The following is a 22,481-nucleotide window of genomic DNA, read 5'->3' as shown; positions in this document are numbered from 1 at the left end:
ATGCGGTCAACTGTGGGAGCGAGCTTGCTCGCGATGACGGCAGCACATTCAACATTGTTGGAGGCTGATAGACCGCTATCGTCGGATCGCCGCCCGGAGCAAGCTCGCTCCCACAGGGGATTTGTGGTGTTCAGGTGGCGTGAAGTTTAAACACAAGGTGCGATTTCCCCCTCCCTACGCTAACCTGCGGCCATGTTTTACGAGGTCGACTATGCACATCCATATTCTCGGTATTTGCGGCACTTTCATGGGTTCGATGGCGGTCCTGGCCAAGGAGCTGGGCCATCATGTGACCGGTTCCGACGCCAACGTTTACCCGCCGATGAGCACCCAGCTGGAGGCTCAGGGCATTGAGCTGACCCAAGGTTACGACCCGGCGCAACTGGACCCGGCGCCGGACCTGGTGGTCATCGGCAACGCCATGTCCCGTGGCAACCCGGCGGTGGAATACGTGCTCAACAAAGGCTTGCCGTACGTGTCGGGGCCGCAGTGGCTGGCCGATCATGTGCTGCAGGGCCGTTGGGTCCTGGCCGTCGCCGGTACTCACGGCAAGACCACCACCAGCAGTATGCTCGCCTGGGTGCTGGAGCACGCGGGCATGAGCCCGGGTTTCCTGATCGGTGGCGTGCCGCAGAATTTTTCGGTGTCGGCGCGCCTCGGTGGCACGCCATTCTTCGTGATCGAGGCCGATGAATACGACAGCGCGTTTTTCGATAAACGCTCGAAATTCGTCCACTACCGTCCGCGCACGGCGATCCTCAACAATCTTGAGTTCGACCACGCTGACATCTTCCCTGATCTGCCGGCCATCGAGCGCCAATTCCACCATTTGGTGCGGACCATCCCAAGTGAAGGCCTGGTCATCCATCCGACCACCGAGCCGGCCTTGCAGCGGGTCATTGAAATGGGCTGCTGGACCCCGGTGCAGACCACCGGTGCGGGCGGTCAGTGGCAGGTCAAGCTACTCAAGGATGACGGTTCGGCGTTCGAAGTCATGTTCGAAGGACAGTCCCAAGGCGTGGTCGAATGGGACATGACCGGCCAGCACAACGTCGCCAACGCCTTGGCGACGCTGGCGGCGGCCCGGCACGTCGGGGTGGTGCCGCCCATGGGCATCGCCGCGTTGAGTGCGTTCAAGAGTGTGAAACGGCGGATGGAGAAAGTTGCCGAGGTGAACGGCATCACCATTTATGACGACTTCGCCCACCATCCGACCGCTATTGCCACCACCCTCGACGGTCTGCGCAAGCGCATCGGCGATGCGCCGCTGATTGCGATCATCGAGCCGCGCTCCAATTCCATGAAACTCGGCGCTCACCGCGACGGCCTGCCGGAAAGCGTGGTCGATGCCGACCAGGTGATCTGGTACGCGCCGGCCAACCTCGGCTGGGACCTCGGCGCCACGGCTGCGCTGTGCACGGTGCCGTCGATTGTCAGCGATTCCCTGGAGGGCATCATCGAGCGCGTGAAGAGCCAGGCCCAGCCCGGCACCCATGTGGTGATCATGAGCAACGGCGGCTTCGGCGGCCTGCACGGCAAACTCGCCGAGGCACTGAAATGAATACTCGCTTGGAGAGCAACGGTCCCGAACGCATCACGCTGGCAATGACCGGCGCTTCCGGCGCCCAGTACGGCTTGCGCCTGCTCGATTGCCTGGTGCGTGAGGATCGCGAGGTGCACTTCCTTATCTCCAAGGCCGCGCAGTTGGTGATGGCCACCGAGACCGACGTGACGTTGCCACCCAAGACGCAGATGATGCAGGCCTTTCTCACCGAGTATACCGGTGCGGCGGCAGGGCAGATTCGTGTGTATGGCAAGGAAGACTGGATGTCACCGGTGGCTTCGGGCTCCGGCGCGCCGGCGGCGATGGTCGTGGTGCCGTGTTCCACCGGTACGCTGTCGGCGATCGCCACCGGGGCCTGCAACAACCTGATCGAGCGGGCGGCGGACGTCACGCTCAAAGAGCGCCGCCAGTTGATCCTGGTGCCGCGGGAAGCGCCGTATTCGAGCATTCACCTGGAGCACATGCTCAAGCTGTCGAACATGGGCGTGACCATCCTGCCGGCCTCGCCGGGCTTCTACCATCAGCCGCAGACCATCGACGACCTGATCGATTTTGTGGTCGCGCGGATCCTCAACTTGCTGAACCTGCCGCAAGACATGCTGCCACGTTGGGGCGAGCATCATCCGGGCAGCGATGAATAAGCTGCTGGCGGTGTTGCTGGTCCTGCAGCTGACTGGCTGTGCCACCGCGCGCACCCTTGACGCCGCCAAGCCGGGAGCGCCGGTGGTGTATGCGGGGACGCGGCTGGACATGTACGCCCTTAACGGTGGCTGCTGCGCCAAGGACCGTTTTGGCGCCGAGGCGCCGAGCTATCCGGGTCTCGATTTGCCGGGGAGTGCGCTGCTGGATACGTTGTTGTTGCCGTTGTCGTTGCTGACGGTGATTGGCGTGGGGTTTCAAGCGACCGGTGGGATGTAGCACCCACCGTGGCTTGAGAAAATCTAACTGTGCTGAGGGATTTATCTGTGGCGAGGGGATTTATCCCCGCTGGACTGCGAAGCAGTCCCAAGAGGTAGGGGTATTCCCCTGGCAACTGCATGACATTTTCGGTTGCCCGGGGGCCGCTCCGCGGCCCAGCGGGGATAAATCCCCTCGCCACACTGATCGCGCTGCCCCTGGCGTCAGATCATTTGCCCAGCTTGCGCAACTCATCCGACTCCACTACCCGCACCCCATCCTGCTCCTCCAGCGCAAGTCGCCACATGGCCCGGGCCAGTTGGCAGGCTTCGATGCCGTGGTATTTGCCGGGGATCAGCTTGGACAACGGGCCGGCCAGTTGCTCGGCCAGGCGTGGTTCAACCCGGTCGCCCAACAGCAACGAAGGTCGGCAGATGGTCAGTTGCGGCCAATCCTGTGCGCGGAGCGCAGCTTCCATTTCACCCTTGACCCGGTTGTAGAAAATCGACGATTTCGGGTCGGCCCCGAGGGCGCTGATCACCACCAGGTGCCGTGCGCCCAATTCCCGCGCGCGTTTGGCGAAGGCCACCACCAGGTCCAGGTCCACCGCGCGAAAGGCCGATTCGGAGCCGGCTTTCTTGATGGTCGTGCCGAGGCAGCAGAAGGCGATGTCGACCTGGCCGCCAAGCCGTGGCAGCAGTTCGGCCGGTTCCCCAACCGGGTTTTCCAGATGCGGGTGTTCGGCCAATGGCCGGCGGGAAGGCGCCAGTACCCGCGTGATGGTCGGCTCGTTCAGCAGCCGGTCCAGTAGATGTTCCCCGGTCAATCCGGTCGCGCCGGCGAGCAAAACATGCTGAGGCGTCAAGTACATAGTGTTTCCCCCTTGATACGGTTCAGCTTAGTTGCTCTTTTTAGCCTCGTCGTTCAACGCAGCACTTTGCAATGCTTTTCGCGCCTGTTGCTTGCGCAACAGCTGCCAATGAGAAAGCACGGTCCGGGGCGCCCACATCTGTGGTTCGGACGCTTCGAAATTGTCCGCCTGCTCCCGTTCGGCAACGATGCCCTTGGCCCGCTTGAAGGCTTGTTCCAGATCGTCGGTCTGGTTCAGCGCCTGGGCGAACAAGGCATCGCCGAAATAGGTGAAGTTGGCCTCCTCGGAGCAGCCGAAAGACACTCGGTCGGCCCGGGAGGCGGTCATGATCAGGGTCCGTTCGTCCTTGAGCGCGGGGATGAAACCGCCGGAATAACAGGCCGAGATCACAATGATCTTGTCGCGATTCTTCAGCGGCGCCAGCACCGCGGCCAACTCGTCGGCGGGCAGGTCGGCCAGCTCCATGCGCGGCTGGTCGAGTACCAGTTCATGTTCGCTGCTGCCGTGGCTGGTCAGGTAGATGAACACCAGGTCTTCCGGGCCGCTGCGTTCGGCCAGCGTGGCAGCGGCACGGCGCAGGTTTTCGCGAGTGGCCATGGGCCGGTCGCCGAGGTGATCGCGATGGTTCACCAGGCGAATCTGGCCGAATGCGCCAAAACGGCTGGCGAGCATGTTGGCGACATAGTCGGACTCACGCAGGAACACGCTTTGCTTGCCATCGCCGCCCAGGGTCAGACTGTACAGTTCCACCGCCGACGTCGAGGCCGGGATGTTGGCGAGGGCCTCGTCCAGCAGGCGACCCTGGGCCAGCAGGCCGAGTTCGAGCACATCGGGCAACAGCTTGCCGTCGGCGTCACGGATTCGTTGGCCGTTGGCCCAGGTGCCGCTCTGTACGGTGCCGTCGGTCAGCACCAGCGTGCCGCGCCCGTGGTAGCTGTCGCCTTCGAACTGGCCGATGTAGAAGCTGCCGTCGGGCAGGTTCAGGCGACCTTCGCCGGTGAAGCGCCAGTCATTGAAGCGCCCGCGGTAGTGGCTGCCATCGGCTCCGATCAGTTCACCCTTGCCGGTCAGCGCACCGTCCTTGAACTGGCCAATCCAGACATCGCCATCGGCGTTTTCGTAGCGACCGCGGCCGTTGAGCTGGTTATTCCTGAAGCCGCCGATGTAGACGTCGCCTTCGGCGCTGTTGAACGTGCCCTTGCCCTGGAGCTGGCCGTCGACGAAATGGCCGGTGAACTGGTTGCCGCTGGCGTCGAAGCGCTGGCCTTCGCCGTTGGGCTTGCCGTTGACGAACGGGCCTTGGTACTGGCTGCCGTCGTCGAGTTCCAGGCGGCCGAGACCGGAGTAGCGGTCGGCCTTGAACTCGCCCCGGTAGGTCACGCCGTTTTCCTTGAGCGTGCCTTCACCGTCCCGCCGGCCCAACTTGAAACCGCCGGTGTAGCTGCTGGTCGGTGTGGTCAGGCTGCCCTGGCCGTGGAACAGGCCATGCTGGAACTGGCCGCGATAGACCTCGCCATTGCTGCCATGCCATTCCCCGGTGCCGTGCCACTGGCCCTTGTCGAACTGCCCGGCGTACCAGCTGCCGTTGGGATAGTCGATGCGTCCCTGGCCCTGCAACAGCCCGTCTACCAGATCGCCGCGATAGCGTCCGCCGTCGGGCAGGCGTGCGTCTGGGGGCAGCGGTGATTCGCCGTTTCCGCAGGCGGTGAGCAGGAGGGTCAGGGTCAGGGGTACAAGTGCGCGCATAACGGGATCCAGGTAATCAGGCGACGAGTATGCCGCAGCTATGCGCGTTGAAGCGATGCGAAACTGCATGAGCGGTTTCGCGATCGCAAGGGCCTATACGAAGCAGAGTGACAGCGGCTCGGCGATATAGGCTGGTTTTTCCGAGCCTTCGATTTCCAGGGTGGCGGTGGCCTTGAGCAGCCATTGGCCAGGTTTTTTCTCGGTAACGTCCACCAGGTCGACCTTGAGCCGGACCTTGGAATCGACTTTCACTGGCTGGATGAAGCGCACGCTGTCCAGCCCGTAGTTGATCACCATCTTCACCCCCTCAGGAAGGAGCAGGATGTCTTCCATCAGCTTGGGCATCAGCGACAGCGACAGGAACCCGTGGGCGATCGTGCTGCCGAACGGGGTCTGCGCGGCCTTGACCGGATCGACGTGGATGAACTGGAAGTCGCCGGTGGCTTCGGCGAACAGGTTGATGCGCTCCTGGTCGATGGTCAGCCAGTCGGAGTATCCAAGTTCCTTGCCGACATAATCCTTGAGCTCTGCAACGGGAACGTAGGGCATTGAGACTCTCCTGGGGTCATCTGTTCTATTTTTTCTGGAACGGGGATCTGTGTCCCCGCAAACCACTGTAGATCAACATGACCGGCGGGGCCGGTCATCGACCATGCTTTTTACGAATGCCGACCCATAGCGCGGGCGTGTTTATAATGCGCGCGCATGCTTGAACACGTGTTACAGGGGAGAGAACGGATGTTGCTACGGGGCCTGACCTGGCTGGTGCTGTTCCAATTGCTGGGCACCGCCATCAATCATTTGTTCCTGCCGATCCTGCCGGGGCCGATCATTGGGCTGCTGTTGTTGCTGGGCTATCTGATCGTCCGTGGCGAAGTCAGCGAGCCGTTGAACCTTGCCGCCGGCAGCCTGCTGCGTTATCTGCCGTTGCTGCTGGTGCCGCCGGCGGTGGGCGTGATGGTCTATGCCCGGGCGATCGCTGCCGACTTCTGGGCCATCGTTGGCGCGCTGGTGTTGTCGCTGGTGCTCTCCGTGGCGCTGACGGGCGTGCTGATGCAACGTTTGGCCCGGCGCCATATCGTCGAGCCGGAGGATGCCCGATGATGTTCGATTGGCAGGGGGCCTGGACGTCGGTGATTCACCATCCACTGTTCGGCATCGGCATTACCCTGGGCGCCTACCAGTTGGTGTTGGCGGCGTATGAAAAGACCCGTTGGGTGTTCCTGCAGCCGGTATTGATGTCGATGGTGCTGTTGATCGTCGTGCTGGTCGGCTGCGGCATCAGCTACGCGGAATATCGCAAAAGCACCGAAATCCTCAGCATTTTGCTGGGCCCCGCGACCGTGGCGTTGGCGGTGCCGTTGTACCTGAACCTGCGGCGAATCCGCCAATTGTTCTGGCCGATTTTTACTACGCTGGTGATAGGCGGGGTGTTTGCCACCGGCTCAGCGGTGGTGCTGGGCTGGGCTTTTGGCGCCGAACACATGATTCTGATGACCATGGCGCCCAAGTCGGTCACCTCGCCGATCGCCATGTTGGTGGCCGAGCAGATCGGTGGCGTGGCGGCGATGGCGGCGGTGTTCGTGCTGATCACCGGGGTGCTTGGCGCGATCCTCGGCCCGAGCATTCTGACCCGGCTCGGTGTCCATAGCCCTGAGGCCCGGGGCATAGCCTTGGGGCTGACTGCCCATGCGGTGGGTACGTCGGTGGCCTTGCAGGAAAGCGAGGAGTCCGGTGCCTTCGCGGCGCTGGCGATGAGTCTGATGGGCGTGGCCACGGCGGTGCTGCTGCCGCTGGTGGTGTCGATGACGGTCTAAGGAACAGGTTATGAGCTTGCCGCTTTTCCCATTGAACACCGTGCTGTTTCCCGGTTGCATCCTCGACCTGCAGATTTTCGAGGCACGTTACCTCGATATGATCGGGCGCTGCATGAAAAAAGGCGAAGGCTTCGGGGTGGTCTGCATCCTTGACGGCGAAGAGGTCGGTATCGCGCCCGACGGTTATGCCCGGGTGGGCTGCGAGGCGCTGATTACCGACTTCTCCCAGCAGGACAACGGCCTGCTGGGCATTCGTGTGCAGGGCGGCCGGCGCTTCATCGTGCATGCCAGCAGTGTCCAGCCGGATCAACTGACTGTCGCTGAAATCGAGTGGCTGGAAGACGAGCCGGAGCAACCGCTGCAGGACGAGGATGCCGACCTGGTGGCGCTGCTCAGGGCCCTGGCGGAACACCCGATGGTCGAGGCGCTGAACATGGGCACCGAGGCTACCGGTCAGCAGTCATTGGCCAATCAACTGGCCTATCTGCTGCCATTCAACGAACTGGACAAGATCGACCTGCTGCAGCTCGACGACCCGCAGCAGCGCCTGGATGCGATCCAGGCCTTGCTGGATGAGTTGCAGGGTGAGCTGTTTGCCTGACCTCATTTCTACCGAACACCGCTGGACCCTGTGGGAGCGAGCTTGCTCGCGATAGCGGTGGATCAGCTTGCATTAATATCGAATGTGCAGCCGTCATCGCGAGCAAGCTCGCTCCCACAGGATGGCTTACAGTGTCTCGGCATCAATAGGCATACCGCAACATCGCATGCGGAAGATGCCGCAGGGCGAAGAAGCTGAACGCCGCCGCCAGCGCCGGCAGGACCAGCCACCAGACTTTCGGCGACATGGCGCGCAGCGGTTCCTGGCGCTGGCTTAGCCAGAGGACAGCGGCGCAGACCGTGGCGGCGAGCACGGCACCGGCGACAATGTCGCTCGGCCAGTGGGCGCCCAGGTACACCCGCGACAAGGCAATCGCCAGCGCAGGTAACGAGCCGAGCAGCAGCCAGGTCAGGCGCAGGCGCGGTGGTTGGCCGCGGCCGGCCAGTATCGCCAGGCTCAGGAACAGGGCGAAAGCGCCGGAGGCGTGGCCGCTGGGCATGCTGTAGCTGGTCAAGGGTTCGCTGAGGATCTCAGGGCGCACGCGGGCGAAAAACAGTTTCAATCCAGTGTTGGCCAGGGCCGTGAGCAGCATCGTGCCGCCGGCAAAGATTGCCTGCCGCCATTGTCGTGCAAACAGCAGCAACACGGTCACCAGGCTGCAGACGATCAACATGTAGCGGAATTCACCGATCAGCGTGAACGTCACGGCAATCTCGTCCAGGGTCGCGCTGCGATGCTCCTGCACCAGGGTCATCAGGCCCTGGTCGAAGGCTGTGAGGTAACGAAAGCCGACAAACAGGCCGATCAGGATCGCCAGACCGACACTTGCGATGATCGCTGAGGCATGGCGATGACGCCGCAGGCTGCTGTTGACACTCAGCCCGAGCATCACGGCGATGCTGCCGATGACCACGCCGGCCTGCGGCCAGAAACCTTCGGGCAACGGCAGGCGGAACGCCGCGCCGGTGGCCCAGCCCGGCAGCAGGTAGGCTATGGTCCAGCCCGCCGCGGCGAGCACGCTGACGGCGGCGAAGCGTGGGAACGGCATGTCGCACATCCCGGCTACCATCGGCAGCATCGGCCTCAACGGTCCGATAAACCGCCCCACCAGCAGGCTGGCGATTCCATAGCGCTGGAAGTAGCTCTCGGCCGCGCTCATCCATTCCGGATGTTGCCGCAGCCCCGGCAGGCGCCGGATGTTCTGGTGGAAATGCCGGCCGAGGAAATAGGACACCAGGTCCCCCAGCAGCCCTCCCAGAAGGCCCAGCAACAACGTCTCGCCCAGGGACAAAGCGCCGCTGCCGGCCAGCACCGCGATCGCAAATAGCAAAACAGTGCCCGGCACGATCAACCCGGCGATGGCCAGGCATTCAATACAAGCAACGACAAACACCGCCACCGCCAGCCATTGCGGGTTGACGGTCAGCCAGCCGGTAATGCTATCGAGCCAAGGGCCCATAAGGACAACTCCATTTATTGTTCAAACCGCATGTTTTTACTGTGGGAGCGAGCCTGCTCGCGAAAGCGGTGTGTCAGCCAGCCTTCACTTCACAAACCTGACGCCATCGCGAGCAAGCTCGCTCCCACAGGGTAATTCCGGGTGTAGCAAAATCCGCGTCCACTGAAGATCCGGTGTGGGAGCGAGCTTGCTCGCGATGGCGGAGTATCAGTCAACATCAATGGTGCAGGAGTGTCCTCTTCGCGAGCAGGCTCGCTCCCACAGGGCAAATTGTCGATTCAAGAAAGCAGAAAATAATCCCGCCCCTCGACCTGCCCCCGTCGCAACGGGTTGCGGGTGCACCATGGCGCATAGGCGGCGTCGACGAAGCGGTAAAGCAGGTGCTCATCTCGTCCCAGCGGGATGCCCAGGCGAGTGGTCTGGATCACATTGACCGTCGGCACACCCACATCCTCCACCAGCAGCCGTTCAGGGTCGAAGCGTCTGGCGTCCCAGTCCGGCACTTTCAGGCCCAGCGCCTTGCACAGCAAGGTCTGTCCGGCACAAAGTTTTTGCGGTGTACGTGGCCGGCCTTGCGCATCGGGGTTGTTCAACAGCATCTGCGCCAGGCTTGCCGGGCCGCTGATGGCGTCCACCCAGGGATACGCCGATTTGATCAATACGGCATTGCCCGGGCCTTGGGCGCTGAAATTCAGCGAATCGCCGCCCCGCGCGTAGTACATATAGATGTGGCCGCCATCCAGAAACAAAGCCTTACGCTTTTCCGTGTAGCCCAACGAGGCGTGGCTGCCCTTTTCGGCGAAGTAATACGCTTCGGTCTCGATGATCCTCGCGCTCAGCCACAGGTCGCCAACCTTGTGGCGAATCACCTTGCCCAGCAGATCCTTGGCAAGCTCCTGGGCGTCGCGGTCAAAAAAAGCGTGTGGCAAAGCAGTGGGCATCGGAGGCGAATCGGTCATGGTCATGGACGGAACAGGGCCAAAAGTAGCGAGATGATAACAATGGAAAGCTTAATTACCGCTGAACATTCACGGAAACACTAGCGATTCATGCCGGTTTTGCTTCTCCGCCGGTCACCGCTGTCAGTCCATGCTGTTAGTCGCGGGTTACGACAGCTATAATCTGCCGCTTTCCTCTTTGCCAAGACCACACAGACCATGACTGAGTCCGTTCTTGACTACATGACCCGCCTGGGTCGCGCCGCCCGCGAAGCGTCGCGCATCATCGGTCGTGCCAGCACCGCGCAGAAAAATCGCGCCCTGCAGGCCGCCGCCAATGCGCTGGACGCTGCGCGCGCCGAGCTGTCCGCCGCCAACGAGCTGGACCTGGCCGCCGGCCGGGCCAATGGGCTCGAGCCGGCCATGCTTGAGCGCCTGGCGCTGACTCCGGCACGCATCGACGGCATGATCGTCGGTCTGCGTCAGGTGGCGGCTCTGCCGGACCCGGTCGGGGCGATTCGCGACATGAGCTATCGGCCATCGGGTATCCAGGTCGGCAAGATGCGCGTGCCGCTGGGTGTGGTCGGGATCATCTACGAGTCGCGGCCGAACGTGACCATCGACGCCGCGAGCCTGTGCCTGAAGTCGGGTAACGCGACCATCCTGCGCGGCGGTTCCGAGGCGATCCATTCGAACCGTGCGATTGCCGCCTGCATCCAGCGCGGGCTGGCCGAAGCCAACCTGCCGGCGGCGGTCGTGCAAGTGGTGGAGACCACCGACCGCGCCGCGGTCGGCGCGTTGATCACCATGCCCGAGTTCGTCGACGTTATCGTCCCGCGTGGCGGCAAGGGCCTGATCGAACGGGTCAGCCGCGACGCCCGCGTACCGGTGATCAAGCACCTGGACGGCATCTGTCATGTCTACGTCAGCGCCCACGCCGAATTGCCCAAGGCCCAGCGCATCGCTTTCAATGCCAAGACCTACCGTTATGGCATCTGCGGCGCGATGGAAACCCTGCTGGTGGACCAGACCGTTGCTGGGGATTTCCTGCCGTCGATGGCGGCCCAGTTCCGCGAAAAAGGCGTCGAGCTGCGTGGCTGCGAGCGCACCCGGGCGATCATCGAGGCCGCAGTCGCCACGCCAGAGGACTGGGACACCGAATACCTCGCGCCAATCCTGTCGATCCGCGTGGTGGACGGGCTGGACCAGGCCATCGAGCACATCAATCGCCACGGATCCCACCACACCGATTCCATCGTCAGCGAGCACCAGGGCGAAACCCGGCGCTTCGTGGCTGAAGTGGATTCGGCGTCGGTGATGATCAACACCCCGACCTGTTTTGCCGACGGCTTCGAATACGGATTGGGTGCCGAGATCGGCATTTCTACTGATAAGCTGCACGCCCGGGGCCCGGTGGGCCTGGAAGGCCTGACCTGCGAGAAGTACATCGTGGTCGGCGACGGCCAGTTGCGCGGACAGGAGCCAGCCTGACTTGGGCGACCTCGACCCACTGGCCTCCATGACTACGCCCGCTGTGACGGCGACCGCGCCAAAGCGCATCGGTATCCTGGGCGGTACGTTCGACCCGGTGCACATCGGCCATTTGCGCGGTGCGCTGGAAGTCGCCGATGCCCTGGCCCTCGATGAGCTGCGCCTGACGCCCAGCGCTCGGCCACCTCATCGGGATACACCGCAGGTGTCGGCGCAGGATCGCCTGGCGATGGTCGAGTGCGCGGTGGCCGGTGTGGCGCCGTTGGTGGTGGACGCCCGCGAATTGCAGCGGGACAAACCGTCCTACACCATTGATACCCTGGAGCTGATGCGCGCCGAGTTGGCCGCCGATGCCCAGGTTTTCCTGCTTCTGGGCTGGGACGCATTTTGCGGCCTGCCCACTTGGCACCGCTGGGAAGAGTTGCTCCAGCATTGCCACATCCTGGTGCTGCAACGCCCGGATGCCGACAGCGAACCGCCGGATGCCTTGCGCAACCTGCTGGCGGCGCGCTCGGTGAGCGACCCGCTGGCCCTCAAGGGGCCGAGCGGACAGATTGCATTCGTCTGGCAGACGCCGCTCGCGGTATCCGCCACCCAGATCCGTCAACTGCTGGCCAGCGGTAAGTCGGTACGTTTCCTGGTGCCCGACGCGGTCCTGGCCTACATCGATGCGCACGGTCTGTACCGTGCGTCGAACTGAACAAGGCGTGCTCCGCCGACACGAATCAACGTGTACCGAAGCGCCCGAACATACGAGCAAAACGAGTTTTATATGACTGACAAAGACCTGAACAAAGTAAAGCGCAAGGGCACTTTCAAGAGCGCCCCGCTGCCGGTAGAAGCGCCAACCGGCGTGGCGCTGGTCGGTGAAGAACTGGTCAAGGTGGCCGTGGCGGCCCTGGAAGACGTCAAGGCCCAGGACATCCAGGTGATCGACGTTCGCGAAAAGCAGAGCATCACCGACTACATGATCATCGCCACCGGTACCTCGAACCGCCAGATCGGCGCGATGCTCGACAAGGTCCGCGAAGCGGTGAAGGCCCAGGGCGTCAAGCCGTTGGGCGAAGAAGGCAAGGGCGACAGCGACTGGGTCCTGCTGGACATGGACGACGTCATCGTGCACATGATGACCGCCTCGGCGCGCCAGTTCTATGACCTGGAGCGCCTGTGGGCCGGTGCCGAGCAGAGCCGTTCGGCCAGCGCCGCGCACCACAGCCCGGAAAACACCCATGAGCACTTCACCAAGCTCAACAAAGACCAGCAATAAGGGATCGCTGTGCGACTGCGCCTGATCGCCGTCGGTTCTCGCATGCCCAAGTGGGTGGAAGAAGGCTGGCATGAATATGCCAAGCGTCTTCCGTCCGAGCTGGCTTTGGAACTGGTGGAAATTCCGCTCAATACCCGCGGCAAGAACGCCGACGTGGCGCGCTTTATCCGCCAGGAAGGTGAAGCCATGCTGGCCAAGGTCGGGCCGAACGAGCGCATCGTCACACTCGAAGTTCATGGCAAACCCTGGAGTACCGAGCAACTGGCGGTGGAGCTCGATCGCTGGCGGCTGGATTCGCGCACGGTCAATTTCATGGTCGGCGGTCCGGAAGGGCTGGCGCCGGAAGTCTGCGCCCGGGCCGATCAACGCTGGTCGTTGTCGCCCCTGACGTTGCCGCACCCGCTGGTGCGGATCCTGATCGGTGAACAGTTGTATCGTGCCTGGACAGTCCTGTCCGGGCACCCTTATCACAAGTAATCCTGCCCCCATGCCTCAGCCGATCCGCATCAAGGACCACGAAAAAGACGCCCGCCTGGTGCGGGGCCGCGTCGTGTTCGGCGCCATTACGGTGGTCACGCTGATCGGCGTGCTGATCGCGCGGCTGTATTTCCTCCAGGTGATCCAGTACGAGTACCACTCGACCCTGTCGGAAAGTAACCGCGTCCACGTGCAGCCGATCCCGCCGACCCGCGGGCTGATTTTCGACCGCAATGGCGTGGTGGTGGCCGATAACCGGCCGAGCTTCAGCCTGAGCATGACACGCGAGCGGTCCGGTGACTGGCAGAAAGTCCTCGACGTGATCGTCGAAGTGCTGCAACTGACCCCCGAGGACCGGGCGATCTTCGAGAAGCGCATGCGCCAGGGCCGGCGCCCCTTCGAGCCGGTGCCGATCATGTTCGAGCTGACCGAAGAACAGATCGCCCTGATCGCGGTTAACCAGTTCCGCCTGCCGGGCGTCGAGGTGGTGGCGCAGCTGGTGCGGCATTATCCCCAGGGGCCGCACTTCGCCCACTCGGTCGGCTACATGGGGCGGATCAACGAAAAAGAGCTCAAGACCCTCGATCCGGTCAACTACAGCGGCACCCACCATATCGGCAAGACCGGCATCGAGCGCTTCTACGAGGCCGAGCTGCACGGCCAGGTCGGCTACGAGGAGGTCGAGACCAACGCTCGCGGCCGCGTACTGCGCGTGCTCAAGCGTACCGACCCGATTCCAGGCAAGGACATCGTCCTGAGCCTCGACATCAAGTTGCAGGAAGCCGCCGAAGCGGCGCTGGGTGGACGACGTGGCGCGGTGGTTGCGCTGGACCCGAACACCGGCGAAGTCCTGGCGATGGTCAGCCAGCCGAGTTTCGACCCGAACCTGTTCGTCACCGGCATCAGCTTCAAGGCCTACGCCGAGCTGCGCGATTCCATCGACCGGCCGTTGTTCAACCGCGTGCTGCGTGGCCTTTATCCGCCGGGTTCGACCATCAAGCCGGCCGTGGCGATTGCCGGGCTGGATGCCGGAGTGGTGACCGCGTCGAGCCGGGTCTATGACCCGGGTTATTACCAATTGCCCAACTACGACCACAAGTACCGTAACTGGAACCGCACCGGTGACGGCTACGTGGACCTGGAAGCGGCGATCATGCGGTCCAACGACACCTACTTCTATGACTTGGCCCACAAGCTGGGGATTGATCGGCTGTCGTCCTACATGAACAAGTTCGGCCTTGGTCAGAAAGTCTCCCTGGACATGTTCGAAGAGTCTCCGGGCCTGATGCCGTCCCGGGAATGGAAGCGGGCGACTCGCCGCCAGGCCTGGTTCCCCGGCGAAACCCTGATCCTGGGGATCGGCCAGGGCTACATGCAGGCCACGCCGCTGCAACTGGCCCAGGCCACGGCGCTGGTGGCGAGCAAAGGCAAATGGTATCGGCCGCACCTGGCGAAGACCATCGAAGGCCAGAAACCGGTGGACCCGGACCCGATGCCGGACATCATCCTGCGCAACCCGTCGGACTGGCAGAAGGTCAACAACGGCATGCAGCAGGTCATGCACGGCGCCCGGGGTACCGCGCGCAAGGCGGCCATCGGCGCGCAATACCGCATTGCCGGCAAGAGCGGTACCGCCCAGGTGGTAGCGATCAAGCAGGGCGAGAAGTACGACCGCTCCAAGGTCCAGGAACGCCATCGCGACCACGCCTTGTTCGTTGGCTTCGCGCCCGCCGAGAACTCGAAGATCGTCGTGTCGGTGATGGTCGAGAACGGTGAATCCGGCTCCGGCGTCGCCGCGCCGGTGGTGCGCCAGATCATGGACGCCTGGCTGCTGGATGAGCACGGCCAGCTCAAGCCCGAATTCGCAAGCCCCATCAGCGCGGAGGCTACGGCCCGTGAAGAATAATTTCGACCGTATCCTCTCCAGCGAAGATGTGATGCGCCGTCGCGCCACCTTGCTGCAGCGCATGCACATCGACGGTCCGTTGCTGATCCTGTTGCTGACGCTGGCCGCCGGCAGCCTGTTCGTGCTGTATTCGGCCAGTGGCAAGAGCTGGGACCTGCTGGCCAAGCAGGCCACCTCGTTCGGCATCGGCCTGGTGTCGATGATCGTCATCGCCCAGCTCGAACCACGGTTCATGGCGCGCTGGGTGCCGCTGGCCTACGTGGTCGGCGTGGGTTTGCTGGTAGTGGTCGACATCATGGGCCACAACGCCATGGGCGCCACCCGCTGGATCAACATCCCCGGGGTGATCCGCTTCCAGCCTTCGGAATTTCTCAAGATCATCATGCCCGCGACCATTGCCTGGTACTTGTCCAAGCGGTCCTTGCCGCCGCAGCTCAAGCATGTGTGTATCAGTCTGTTGCTGATCGGCATTCCGTTCATTCTCATCGTCCGCCAGCCGGACCTCGGCACCTCGCTGCTGATCCTCGCCGGGGGTGCGTTCGTGCTGTTCATGGGCGGGTTGCGCTGGCGCTGGATCCTCAGCGTGATCGCCGCCGCCGTGCCGGTGTCGGTGGCCATGTGGTATTTCGTGATGCACGACTACCAGAAGCAGCGGGTACTGACTTTCCTCGACCCGGAAAGCGATCCGCTGGGCACCGGCTGGAACATTATCCAGTCCAAGGCCGCCATCGGTTCCGGCGGGGTGTTCGGCAAAGGCTGGCTGATGGGCACCCAGTCGCACCTGGACTTTTTGCCGGAAAGCCACACCGACTTCATCATCGCCGTGATGGGCGAGGAGTTCGGCCTGGTGGGCATTTGCGTGCTGTTGCTGATCTATCTGCTGTTGATCGGGCGCGGGTTGGTGATCACCGCCCAGGCCCAGACGCTGTTCGGCAAGTTGCTGGCGGGCAGCCTGACCATGACGTTTTTTGTTTATGTTTTCGTCAACATCGGTATGGTCAGTGGCCTGCTGCCGGTGGTGGGGGTGCCGTTGCCGTTCATTAGCTACGGAGGAACTTCGCTGGTGACGCTACTGTCAGCGTTTGGGGTTTTGATGTCGATCCATACGCATCGCAAGTGGATCGCGCAGGTTTGAATAAGGTGAAGAGTTCAATGCAAGCAATGCGTGGCTGGTCGACGCGATATGCGCCGTGGGTCGGCCTGGTCGGCTTCCTGGGCTGTGCGCCGCAGGCCCTGGCCGGCGAATACGAAGGCTCGCCGCAGGTGGCCGAATTCGTCGGTGAGATGACTCGCGACTACGGTTTTGCCGGCGAACAGCTGATGGGGGTGTTTCGCGAGGCCGAGCGCAAGCAGTCGATCCTCGACGCGATTTCCCGGCCCGCCGAGCGGGTCAAGCAGTGGAGCGAGTACCGGCCGATGTTCATCACCGAGGCGCGTATCGCCCGGGGTGTGGACTTCTGGCGCCAGCACGAAGCCGCCCTGGCCCGCGCCGAGCAGGAATATGGCGTACCGGCCCAGGTCATCGTATCGATTATCGGCGTCGAGACCTTCTTCGGCCGCAACACCGGGAATTTCCGGGTGATCGACGCCTTGTCGACCCTGGGCTTCGATTACCCGCCGCGCGCCGAGTTCTTCCGCAAGGAACTACGCGAATTCCTCCTGCTGGCCCGTGAAGAGCAGGTCGATCCGCTGACCCTCAAGGGCTCCTACGCCGGGGCCATGGGCTTGCCACAATTTATGCCCAGCAGTTTCCGCGCCTATGCGGTGGACTTCGACGGCGACGGCCACATCAATATCTGGACCAACCCGACCGATGCCATCGGCAGTGTTGCCAGTTATTTCAAACGGCATGGCTGGGAGGCCGGCGAGCCTGTGGTCAGCCTTGCGGACGTGCTTGGCGACCAGGTGGACCAAGGCCTGACCACGGGCATCGAGCCGACAAAAACCGTCGGGGAGTTGCGAGCGCTGGGCTGGTCGAGTCATGATGCGCTGCGTGACGACATGCCGGTCACCGCGATGCGCCTGGAAGGCGAGCAGGGCCCCGAATACTGGATGGGCCTGAAGAATTTCTACGCGATTACGCGTTATAACCGCAGCGTGATGTACGCCATGGCCGTATATCAACTGTCTGAAGAGCTGGTCAAAGCACGGGGCGTCAAATAATGCGGGCAATGCCTACCTATCAACCCCTGAAAGCCAGGCCCCTCAAGCTGGTGGCATTGGCGGCGCTGTCTTTGCTGGTCGTGAGCTGTTCGACCAGTCGCGCACCGACCCAGAAAAGTCCCAACGTCGTGCGGGCCACACCGGGCCTGGACATCAACCGGGCCCACAAGGATGGCGCGCCGTGGTGGGATGTCGATGTCTCGCGCATTCCCGACGCGACACCGACCCTGCACACCGGCCCCTACAAGGCCAACCCGTATACGGTGCTGGGCAAGACCTATTTCCCGATGGCCGAATCCAAGCGCTATGTCGCCTCGGGCACGGCTTCCTGGTATGGCACCAAGTTCCACGGCCAGAACACCGCCAATGGCGAGGTCTACGACCTGTATGGCATGAGCGCCGCGCACAAGACCCTGCCGCTGCCCAGTTATGTGCGGGTGACCAACCTGGACAACAACAAGAGCGTGATCCTGCGGGTCAACGACCGTGGGCCGTTCTATTCCGACCGCATCATCGACTTGTCGTATGCAGCGGCGAAAAAGCTCGGTTACGCTGAAACCGGCACCGCCCGGGTCAAGGTCGAAGGCATCGATCCGCAGGAATGGTGGGCCCAGCGTGGCCGTCCGGCGCCTTTGATGCTCAACGAACCAAAAGTGGCGCAAAATGCCGCGCCGACCGTGACGGCCTCCACCGGCACGGTCGAGCAATGGACGCCGCCGCCGCAGCAACACGCCGCGGCCGTGGTGCCGGTGCAGATCGATGCAAAAAAAAACGCTTCTGCAACAGCCTCTGGCCAGTATCTGCAAGTGGGCGCGTTCGCCAACCCGGACGCTGCAGAACTGTTGAGGTCGAAGCTGAGCTCGATGGTCAGCGCGCCGGTGTTCATCAGCTCGATCGTGCGCAACCAGCAGACCCTGCATCGAGTGCGCCTGGGGCCGATCGGTTCTCCGGGTGAGGTCCAGCAGGTACAGAATAGCGTGCGCCTGGCCAATCTCGGTTCGCCGAGCCTGGTCACGTCCGAATGATTGATTGAGGGCCCGCTCGTGGTTTGGGCGGGTCAGGTTGTTGGCTCCACGAATAACAAAAGCCCGGCAGGGGTGTGAGTGAGCAACTTAAATACGCGGCAGCTCGAGGGTTTGTATGAGAAGTCGCCGAGCGGCGATCAGGCAAGGCGAAAACAGGCGAGGAAGCGGAGTTGACTGGTTGTCAATGAGCATTCCGAGCCTGTTTTCAACGCAGCATGATCGTCGCGCAGGCACTTTTCATACAAAGCCTAGAAAGCTGCCTGTTTAGTTTTTGCCTACGGGCAGTCCCATTAGCGATTTCGAGAGACGGATGAACATCACCACCTTTGCCAAACGCCTTTGCCTGCTAGTCCCGCTGCTTCTCTCTCCGGCCGCGTTCGCGGTCGAGATGATGCCTTCGCCTCCGCAACTGGCGGCCAAAGCCTATGTCCTCATGGATGCCAGCAGCGGCAATGTGCTGGTAGAGAACAATGGTGACCAGCGCCTGCCACCGGCCAGCCTGACCAAGCTGATGACCGCGTACATCGCCACGCTGGAGATCCGTCGCGGCCAGATCGGTGAGAACGATCCGGTGACCGTCAGCGAAAACGCCTGGCGCACCGGCGGTTCGCGGATGTTCATCAAGGTCGGTTCGCAAGTGACTGTCAGCGACCTGCTGCACGGCATCATCATCCAGTCCGGCAACGACGCCAGCGTCGCCCTGGCCGAGCACATCGCCGGCAGCGAAGACGCGTTCGCCGACATGATGAACAAGACGGTCGCCGACCTGGGCATGACCAACAGCCATTTCATGAACCCGACCGGCCTGCCGAACCCCGAGCATTATTCCTCGGCTCACGACATGGCGATCCTGGCCCGGGCAATCATCCACGAAGACCCTGCGCATTACGCGATCTACTCCCAGAAGGAATTCTTCTGGAACGGCATCAAGCAGCCTAACCGCAACCTGTTGCTGTGGCGCGACAAGACCGTCGATGGCCTGAAGACCGGCCACACCGAGGAGGCTGGCTACTGCATGGTGTCTTCGGCGGTTCGTGACGGCATGCGCCTGATCGCCGTGGTGTTCGGCACCAACAGCGAAGTGGCCCGCGCCGCCGAGACCCAGAAGCTGCTGACCTACGGTTTCCGCTTCTTCGAAACCCAGACCTTCTACCAGAAGGGCACCGAACTGGCCCAGGCCCAGGTGTGGAAAGGCACCAGCAACCAGGTGAAAGCCGGCCTGGCGCAGGACCTGACCATGACCTTGCCTAAAGGCCAGCTCAAGAAGCTTGCCGCCAGCATGACCATGAACCCTCAGCTGACCGCGCCTATCGCCAAGGGTGACGTGATCGGCAAGGTCGAAGTCAAACTGGACGACAAGGTGGTGCACAGCGCCGACCTGATCGCGCTGGACGCGGTCGAGGAAGGTGGTATTTTCCGCCGCATGTGGGATAGCATCCGTCTATTCTTCTACGGCTTGTTCAACTGATTTCGAGTGTTGACCTGCATGGCCCCGTTCCTTTCCGGTGCGGGGCCATGTTCGTTATCACGGCTTGCGAGGCCGTTACGCCATGACAGACTCCGAAGTAAAAGCGCCAAAGATCGAATTTCCCTGCGCGGATTATCCGATCAAGGTAATCGGCGATACCGGTGTGGGCTTCAAGGACAAGATCATCGCGATCCTTGAAAAACACGCCACCGTTGACCACAACACCCTGGCCGAGCGCCAGAGTACCAACGGCAAATACACGACCATCCAGTTGCACATCATTGCCACCGGCCAGGAACAGCTCTACGACATCAACAGCGAGCTGCGAGCGACCGGTTTCGTGCATATGGTGTTGTGATGCCGGGCACGCTGGGCTTTCGCGAGCTGGGCAGCATGGCTTACGAGCCGGTCTGGCACGCCATGCAGCGCTTCACGAACGAACGTGGCACCAGCGCCGACGACGAAGTCTGGCTGGTGGAACACCCGCCGGTGTTCACCCAGGGCCAGGCCGGCAAGGCCGAGCACTTGCTGCTGCCGGGCGATATCCCGGTGGTGAAGGTCGACCGGGGCGGGCAGGTGACTTACCATGGCCCCGGCCAACTGGTTGCCTACCTGTTGCTGGATGTGCGCAAGCTGGGGTTCGGCGTGCGCGAGCTGGTCACCCGCATGGAGACGTGCCTGATCGAGCTGCTCGCCAGCTACGGTGTGACCGCGGCTGCCAAGCCGGATGCACCGGGCGTCTACGTCGACGGGGCGAAGATCGCCTCGCTCGGCTTGCGCATCCGCCATGGCTGTTCGTTCCATGGCCTGGCGTTGAACGTGGACATGAATCTTGAACCGTTTAGACGGATTAATCCCTGTGGCTATGCAGGGCTGGCAATGACCCAGCTGCGCGATCACACAGGATCGATTGAATTTGCCGAGGTAAGTGCCCGGCTGCGCGCGCAGCTCGTCAAACACCTCGACTATGCTGAGCAGACGACCCTCACGGGCGGAATCGACTGATATGACTACTGATGCAGTGCAAACCATGATCCCGACGCTGGACGTCACCGAACGTCCGGCCCCGCGTGCCAAGGTAGAGGCCGGCGTCAAGCTGCGCGGCGCCGAGAAGGTTGCACGCATTCCGGTCAAGATCATCCCGACCACCGAACTGCCGAAGAAACCCGACTGGATCCGCGTGCGCATCCCGGTCTCTCCGGAAGTCGACCGGATCAAGGCCCTGCTGCGCAAGCACAAGCTGCACAGCGTCTGCGAAGAAGCCTCCTGCCCGAACCTGGGCGAGTGCTTCTCCGGCGGCACCGCGACGTTCATGATCATGGGCGACATCTGCACCCGTCGTTGCCCGTTCTGCGACGTCGGCCATGGCCGTCCGAAGCCATTGGATACCAACGAGCCGGAAAGCCTGGCCATCGCCATCGCCGACCTGAAGCTGAAATACGTGGTCATCACCTCGGTGGACCGTGACGACCTGCGTGACGGCGGTGCCCAGCACTTCGCCGACTGCATCCGCGAGATTCGCAAGCTGTCGCCGAACGTGCAGCTGGAAACCCTGGTGCCTGATTACCGTGGCCGCATGGACATTGCCCTGGAAATCACCGCCGCCGAGCCGCCGGATGTGTTCAACCACAACCTGGAAACCGTGCCACGCCTGTACAAGGCTGCGCGTCCTGGTTCGGACTACCAGTGGTCGTTGACCCTGCTGCAGCGTTTCAAGCAGATGATGCCGCATATTCCGACCAAGTCTGGCTTGATGCTGGGCCTGGGTGAGACTGATGAGGAAGTCATCGAGGTCATGAAGCGCATGCGTGAGCACGACATCGACATGCTGACCCTGGGCCAATACCTGCAGCCCTCCCGTAGCCATTTGCCGGTGCAGCGTTTTGTGCATCCGGATACCTTTGCCTGGTTTGCGGAGGAGGGGTACAAGATGGGCTTCAAGAACGTTGCTTCGGGGCCGTTGGTGCGGTCTTCTTATCATGCGGATGAGCAGGCTAAGTTGGTCAAGGCTGAGCTTTTGGGTTCCTGAGTTTTTTGGGGGTATATCCGTTTTTTGCGTAATGGCGGCTGACGGTTCCGCTCTTACAGCGGGTCACTTTTATAAAGCGCAAAAGTAACCAAAACGCTTTTGCCCCACCACTCGGTGCCTCGCCTAGGCTCGGCATGCCTGAACGCAGGCATTGCTCCGTGGGCCGCCGCGAAGGGCCATCCCTGGCCCAGCGCGGCTACCTCGGCATCCATGCCGAGGTGCCCACTACGCAACACCTCCGTTCAGCCAGCGTGGTTAACGGGGCGCCGAAATCAACGTCCACCGCGAGGCGGCCTTAGGGCCGACCTGGTTTGTCGGGATTGCGTTTCTTCTGTGGGAGCGAGCCTGCTCGCGAAGGCAGTGTGCCAGCCAATGAAGATGTTGGATGTGACGGCCCCTTCGCGGGCAAGCCCGCTCCCACAAGGGGCTGCGTTGTACGCAAATTTTGTGGTTGCTGAAGATCAATTGTGGGAGCGGGCTTGCTCGCGAAAGCGGATTGTCAGTCGATGAAAATGTTGGATGTGCTGGCCTCTTCGCGAGCAGGCTCGCTCCCACAGTGATTCTCTGTACGTCGTGAAATCTGCGTCAGCCGAAGATCGAATGTGGGAGCGAGCTTGCTCGCGATGGCGGTGGTTCAGCTAAATAGTTACTGGCACATGTCTCGCTCTTGCTCTTGCTCTTGCTCTTGCTCTTGCTCTTGCTCTTGCTCTTGCTCTTGCTCTTGCTCTGCTTTTGACTCTGATCTCAGCGCCCCGTTAAACC

At 62.4% G+C, this 22,481-nt stretch carries 23 protein-coding genes; 18 read left to right on the top strand and 5 right to left on the bottom strand.

The features are described from left to right. Positions 1-211 precede the first annotated feature (211 nt). The 3 genes from mpl to J3P86_RS23255 are packed head-to-tail and all read left to right on the top strand — an operon-like array spanning position 212 to position 2,482. The gene (gene mpl, locus J3P86_RS23265; RefSeq protein ID WP_434655415.1) at positions 212-1,561 is read left to right on the top strand and encodes a UDP-N-acetylmuramate:L-alanyl-gamma-D-glutamyl-meso-diaminopimelate ligase; all 1,350 of its coding nucleotides are present in this window, start codon (positions 212-214) and stop codon (positions 1,559-1,561) included. Further along, a complete protein-coding gene (gene ubiX, locus J3P86_RS23260) occupies positions 1,558-2,205 on the top strand; it encodes a flavin prenyltransferase UbiX (protein ID WP_305498563.1) in 648 nt (215 codons plus the stop codon). The genes mpl and ubiX overlap by 4 nt, the downstream gene beginning before the upstream one ends. Then, positions 2,198-2,482 (top strand): YceK/YidQ family lipoprotein, encoded by a 285-nt coding sequence (locus tag J3P86_RS23255; protein ID WP_434571586.1) that lies wholly within the window; start codon positions 2,198-2,200, stop codon positions 2,480-2,482. Before ubiX ends, J3P86_RS23255 begins: the two co-directional genes overlap by 8 nt. Positions 2,483-2,690: 208 nt before the next feature. Here J3P86_RS23255 and J3P86_RS23250 read toward each other — a convergent pair whose 3' ends face one another. From J3P86_RS23250 to J3P86_RS23240, 3 genes are all read right to left on the bottom strand, one after another. Then, a complete protein-coding gene (locus J3P86_RS23250; RefSeq protein ID WP_305498565.1) occupies positions 2,691-3,332 on the bottom strand; it encodes an oxidoreductase in 642 nt (213 codons plus the stop codon). Between the two features lie 27 nt (positions 3,333-3,359). Then, positions 3,360-5,078: a C13 family peptidase gene (locus J3P86_RS23245; protein WP_434698958.1), complete on the bottom strand. Its 1,719-nt coding sequence runs from the start codon at positions 5,076-5,078 to the stop codon at positions 3,360-3,362. A gap of 93 nt (positions 5,079-5,171) precedes the next feature. Then, positions 5,172-5,627: a MaoC family dehydratase gene (locus J3P86_RS23240; protein ID WP_305498567.1), complete on the bottom strand. Its 456-nt coding sequence runs from the start codon at positions 5,625-5,627 to the stop codon at positions 5,172-5,174. Positions 5,628-5,816: 189 nt separating this feature from the next. On the opposite strand from J3P86_RS23240, the gene J3P86_RS23235 reads away from it, so the two are divergent. The 3 genes from J3P86_RS23235 to J3P86_RS23225 are packed head-to-tail and all read left to right on the top strand — an operon-like array spanning position 5,817 to position 7,496. Continuing rightward, positions 5,817-6,182: a CidA/LrgA family protein gene (locus tag J3P86_RS23235; RefSeq protein ID WP_434672891.1), complete on the top strand. Its 366-nt coding sequence runs from the start codon at positions 5,817-5,819 to the stop codon at positions 6,180-6,182. Further along, positions 6,179-6,895, top strand: coding sequence for an LrgB family protein (locus tag J3P86_RS23230; RefSeq protein ID WP_305498569.1), 717 nt, complete (start codon positions 6,179-6,181; stop codon positions 6,893-6,895). Before J3P86_RS23235 ends, J3P86_RS23230 begins: the two co-directional genes overlap by 4 nt. 10 nt (positions 6,896-6,905) lie before the next feature. After that, entirely contained in the window at positions 6,906-7,496 is a 591-nt protein-coding gene (locus tag J3P86_RS23225; protein ID WP_434571597.1) for an LON peptidase substrate-binding domain-containing protein, read from the top strand. Positions 7,497-7,638: 142 nt separating this feature from the next. Here the strand turns inward: J3P86_RS23225 and J3P86_RS23220 are convergent, their stop codons facing one another. Both J3P86_RS23220 and J3P86_RS23215 read right to left on the bottom strand, forming a co-directional pair. Further along, on the bottom strand, positions 7,639-8,955 hold the full coding sequence (locus J3P86_RS23220) for a bifunctional DedA family/phosphatase PAP2 family protein (RefSeq protein WP_434698957.1): 1,317 nt from the start codon (positions 8,953-8,955) through the stop codon (positions 7,639-7,641). A gap of 278 nt (positions 8,956-9,233) precedes the next feature. After that, on the bottom strand, positions 9,234-9,914 hold the full coding sequence (locus J3P86_RS23215) for a DNA-3-methyladenine glycosylase (protein ID WP_370871057.1): 681 nt from the start codon (positions 9,912-9,914) through the stop codon (positions 9,234-9,236). Positions 9,915-10,112: 198 nt separating this feature from the next. On the opposite strand from J3P86_RS23215, the gene J3P86_RS23210 reads away from it, so the two are divergent. The 12 genes from J3P86_RS23210 to lipA all read left to right on the top strand — a co-directional run bounded on the left by J3P86_RS23210 (position 10,113) and on the right by lipA (position 21,719). After that, the gene (locus tag J3P86_RS23210; RefSeq protein ID WP_434698956.1) at positions 10,113-11,384 is read left to right on the top strand and encodes a glutamate-5-semialdehyde dehydrogenase; all 1,272 of its coding nucleotides are present in this window, start codon (positions 10,113-10,115) and stop codon (positions 11,382-11,384) included. Between the two features lie 28 nt (positions 11,385-11,412). Next, on the top strand, positions 11,413-12,084 hold the full coding sequence (nadD, locus tag J3P86_RS23205; RefSeq protein WP_434574088.1) for a nicotinate-nucleotide adenylyltransferase: 672 nt from the start codon (positions 11,413-11,415) through the stop codon (positions 12,082-12,084). Between the two features lie 72 nt (positions 12,085-12,156). After that, on the top strand, positions 12,157-12,651 hold the full coding sequence (rsfS, locus tag J3P86_RS23200; protein ID WP_434571605.1) for a ribosome silencing factor: 495 nt from the start codon (positions 12,157-12,159) through the stop codon (positions 12,649-12,651). Positions 12,652-12,660: 9 nt separating this feature from the next. After that, on the top strand, positions 12,661-13,128 hold the full coding sequence (gene rlmH / locus J3P86_RS23195) for a 23S rRNA (pseudouridine(1915)-N(3))-methyltransferase RlmH (protein ID WP_003185785.1): 468 nt from the start codon (positions 12,661-12,663) through the stop codon (positions 13,126-13,128). 10 nt (positions 13,129-13,138) lie between these two features. Continuing rightward, positions 13,139-15,034, top strand: a complete 1,896-nt coding sequence (gene mrdA, locus J3P86_RS23190; RefSeq protein WP_434698955.1) for a penicillin-binding protein 2 — start codon at positions 13,139-13,141, stop codon at positions 15,032-15,034. 31 nt (positions 15,035-15,065) lie between these two features. After that, positions 15,066-16,169, top strand: coding sequence for a rod shape-determining protein RodA (gene rodA, locus J3P86_RS23185; protein WP_305501174.1), 1,104 nt, complete (start codon positions 15,066-15,068; stop codon positions 16,167-16,169). A 17-nt stretch (positions 16,170-16,186) separates the two neighbouring features. Further along, entirely contained in the window at positions 16,187-17,197 is a 1,011-nt protein-coding gene (gene mltB / locus J3P86_RS23180) for a lytic murein transglycosylase B (protein WP_434627960.1), read from the top strand. Next, complete coding sequence (locus J3P86_RS23175; protein WP_434698954.1) at positions 17,197-18,222, top strand: septal ring lytic transglycosylase RlpA family protein; 1,026 nt, start codon at positions 17,197-17,199, stop codon at positions 18,220-18,222. The genes mltB and J3P86_RS23175 overlap by 1 nt, the downstream gene beginning before the upstream one ends. A 310-nt stretch (positions 18,223-18,532) precedes the next feature. Next, entirely contained in the window at positions 18,533-19,690 is a 1,158-nt protein-coding gene (locus tag J3P86_RS23170) for a D-alanyl-D-alanine carboxypeptidase family protein (protein WP_434571608.1), read from the top strand. 82 nt (positions 19,691-19,772) lie between these two features. Further along, positions 19,773-20,048, top strand: coding sequence for a DUF493 domain-containing protein (locus tag J3P86_RS23165; RefSeq protein ID WP_434627963.1), 276 nt, complete (start codon positions 19,773-19,775; stop codon positions 20,046-20,048). Next, a complete protein-coding gene (gene lipB / locus J3P86_RS23160; protein WP_305498585.1) occupies positions 20,048-20,695 on the top strand; it encodes a lipoyl(octanoyl) transferase LipB in 648 nt (215 codons plus the stop codon). Before J3P86_RS23165 ends, lipB begins: the two co-directional genes overlap by 1 nt. A 1-nt stretch (position 20,696) precedes the next feature. Then, complete coding sequence (lipA, locus tag J3P86_RS23155; RefSeq protein ID WP_014340371.1) at positions 20,697-21,719, top strand: lipoyl synthase; 1,023 nt, start codon at positions 20,697-20,699, stop codon at positions 21,717-21,719. Positions 21,720-22,481: the final 762 nt, after the last annotated feature.

This window comes from Pseudomonas sp. D1-1 (assembly GCF_051132225.1).
Lineage (GTDB): Bacteria > Pseudomonadota > Gammaproteobacteria > Pseudomonadales > Pseudomonadaceae > Aquipseudomonas.
Note: the sequence above shows the minus strand (reverse complement) of the source record. Positions and strands in the feature narration are given on the sequence as shown.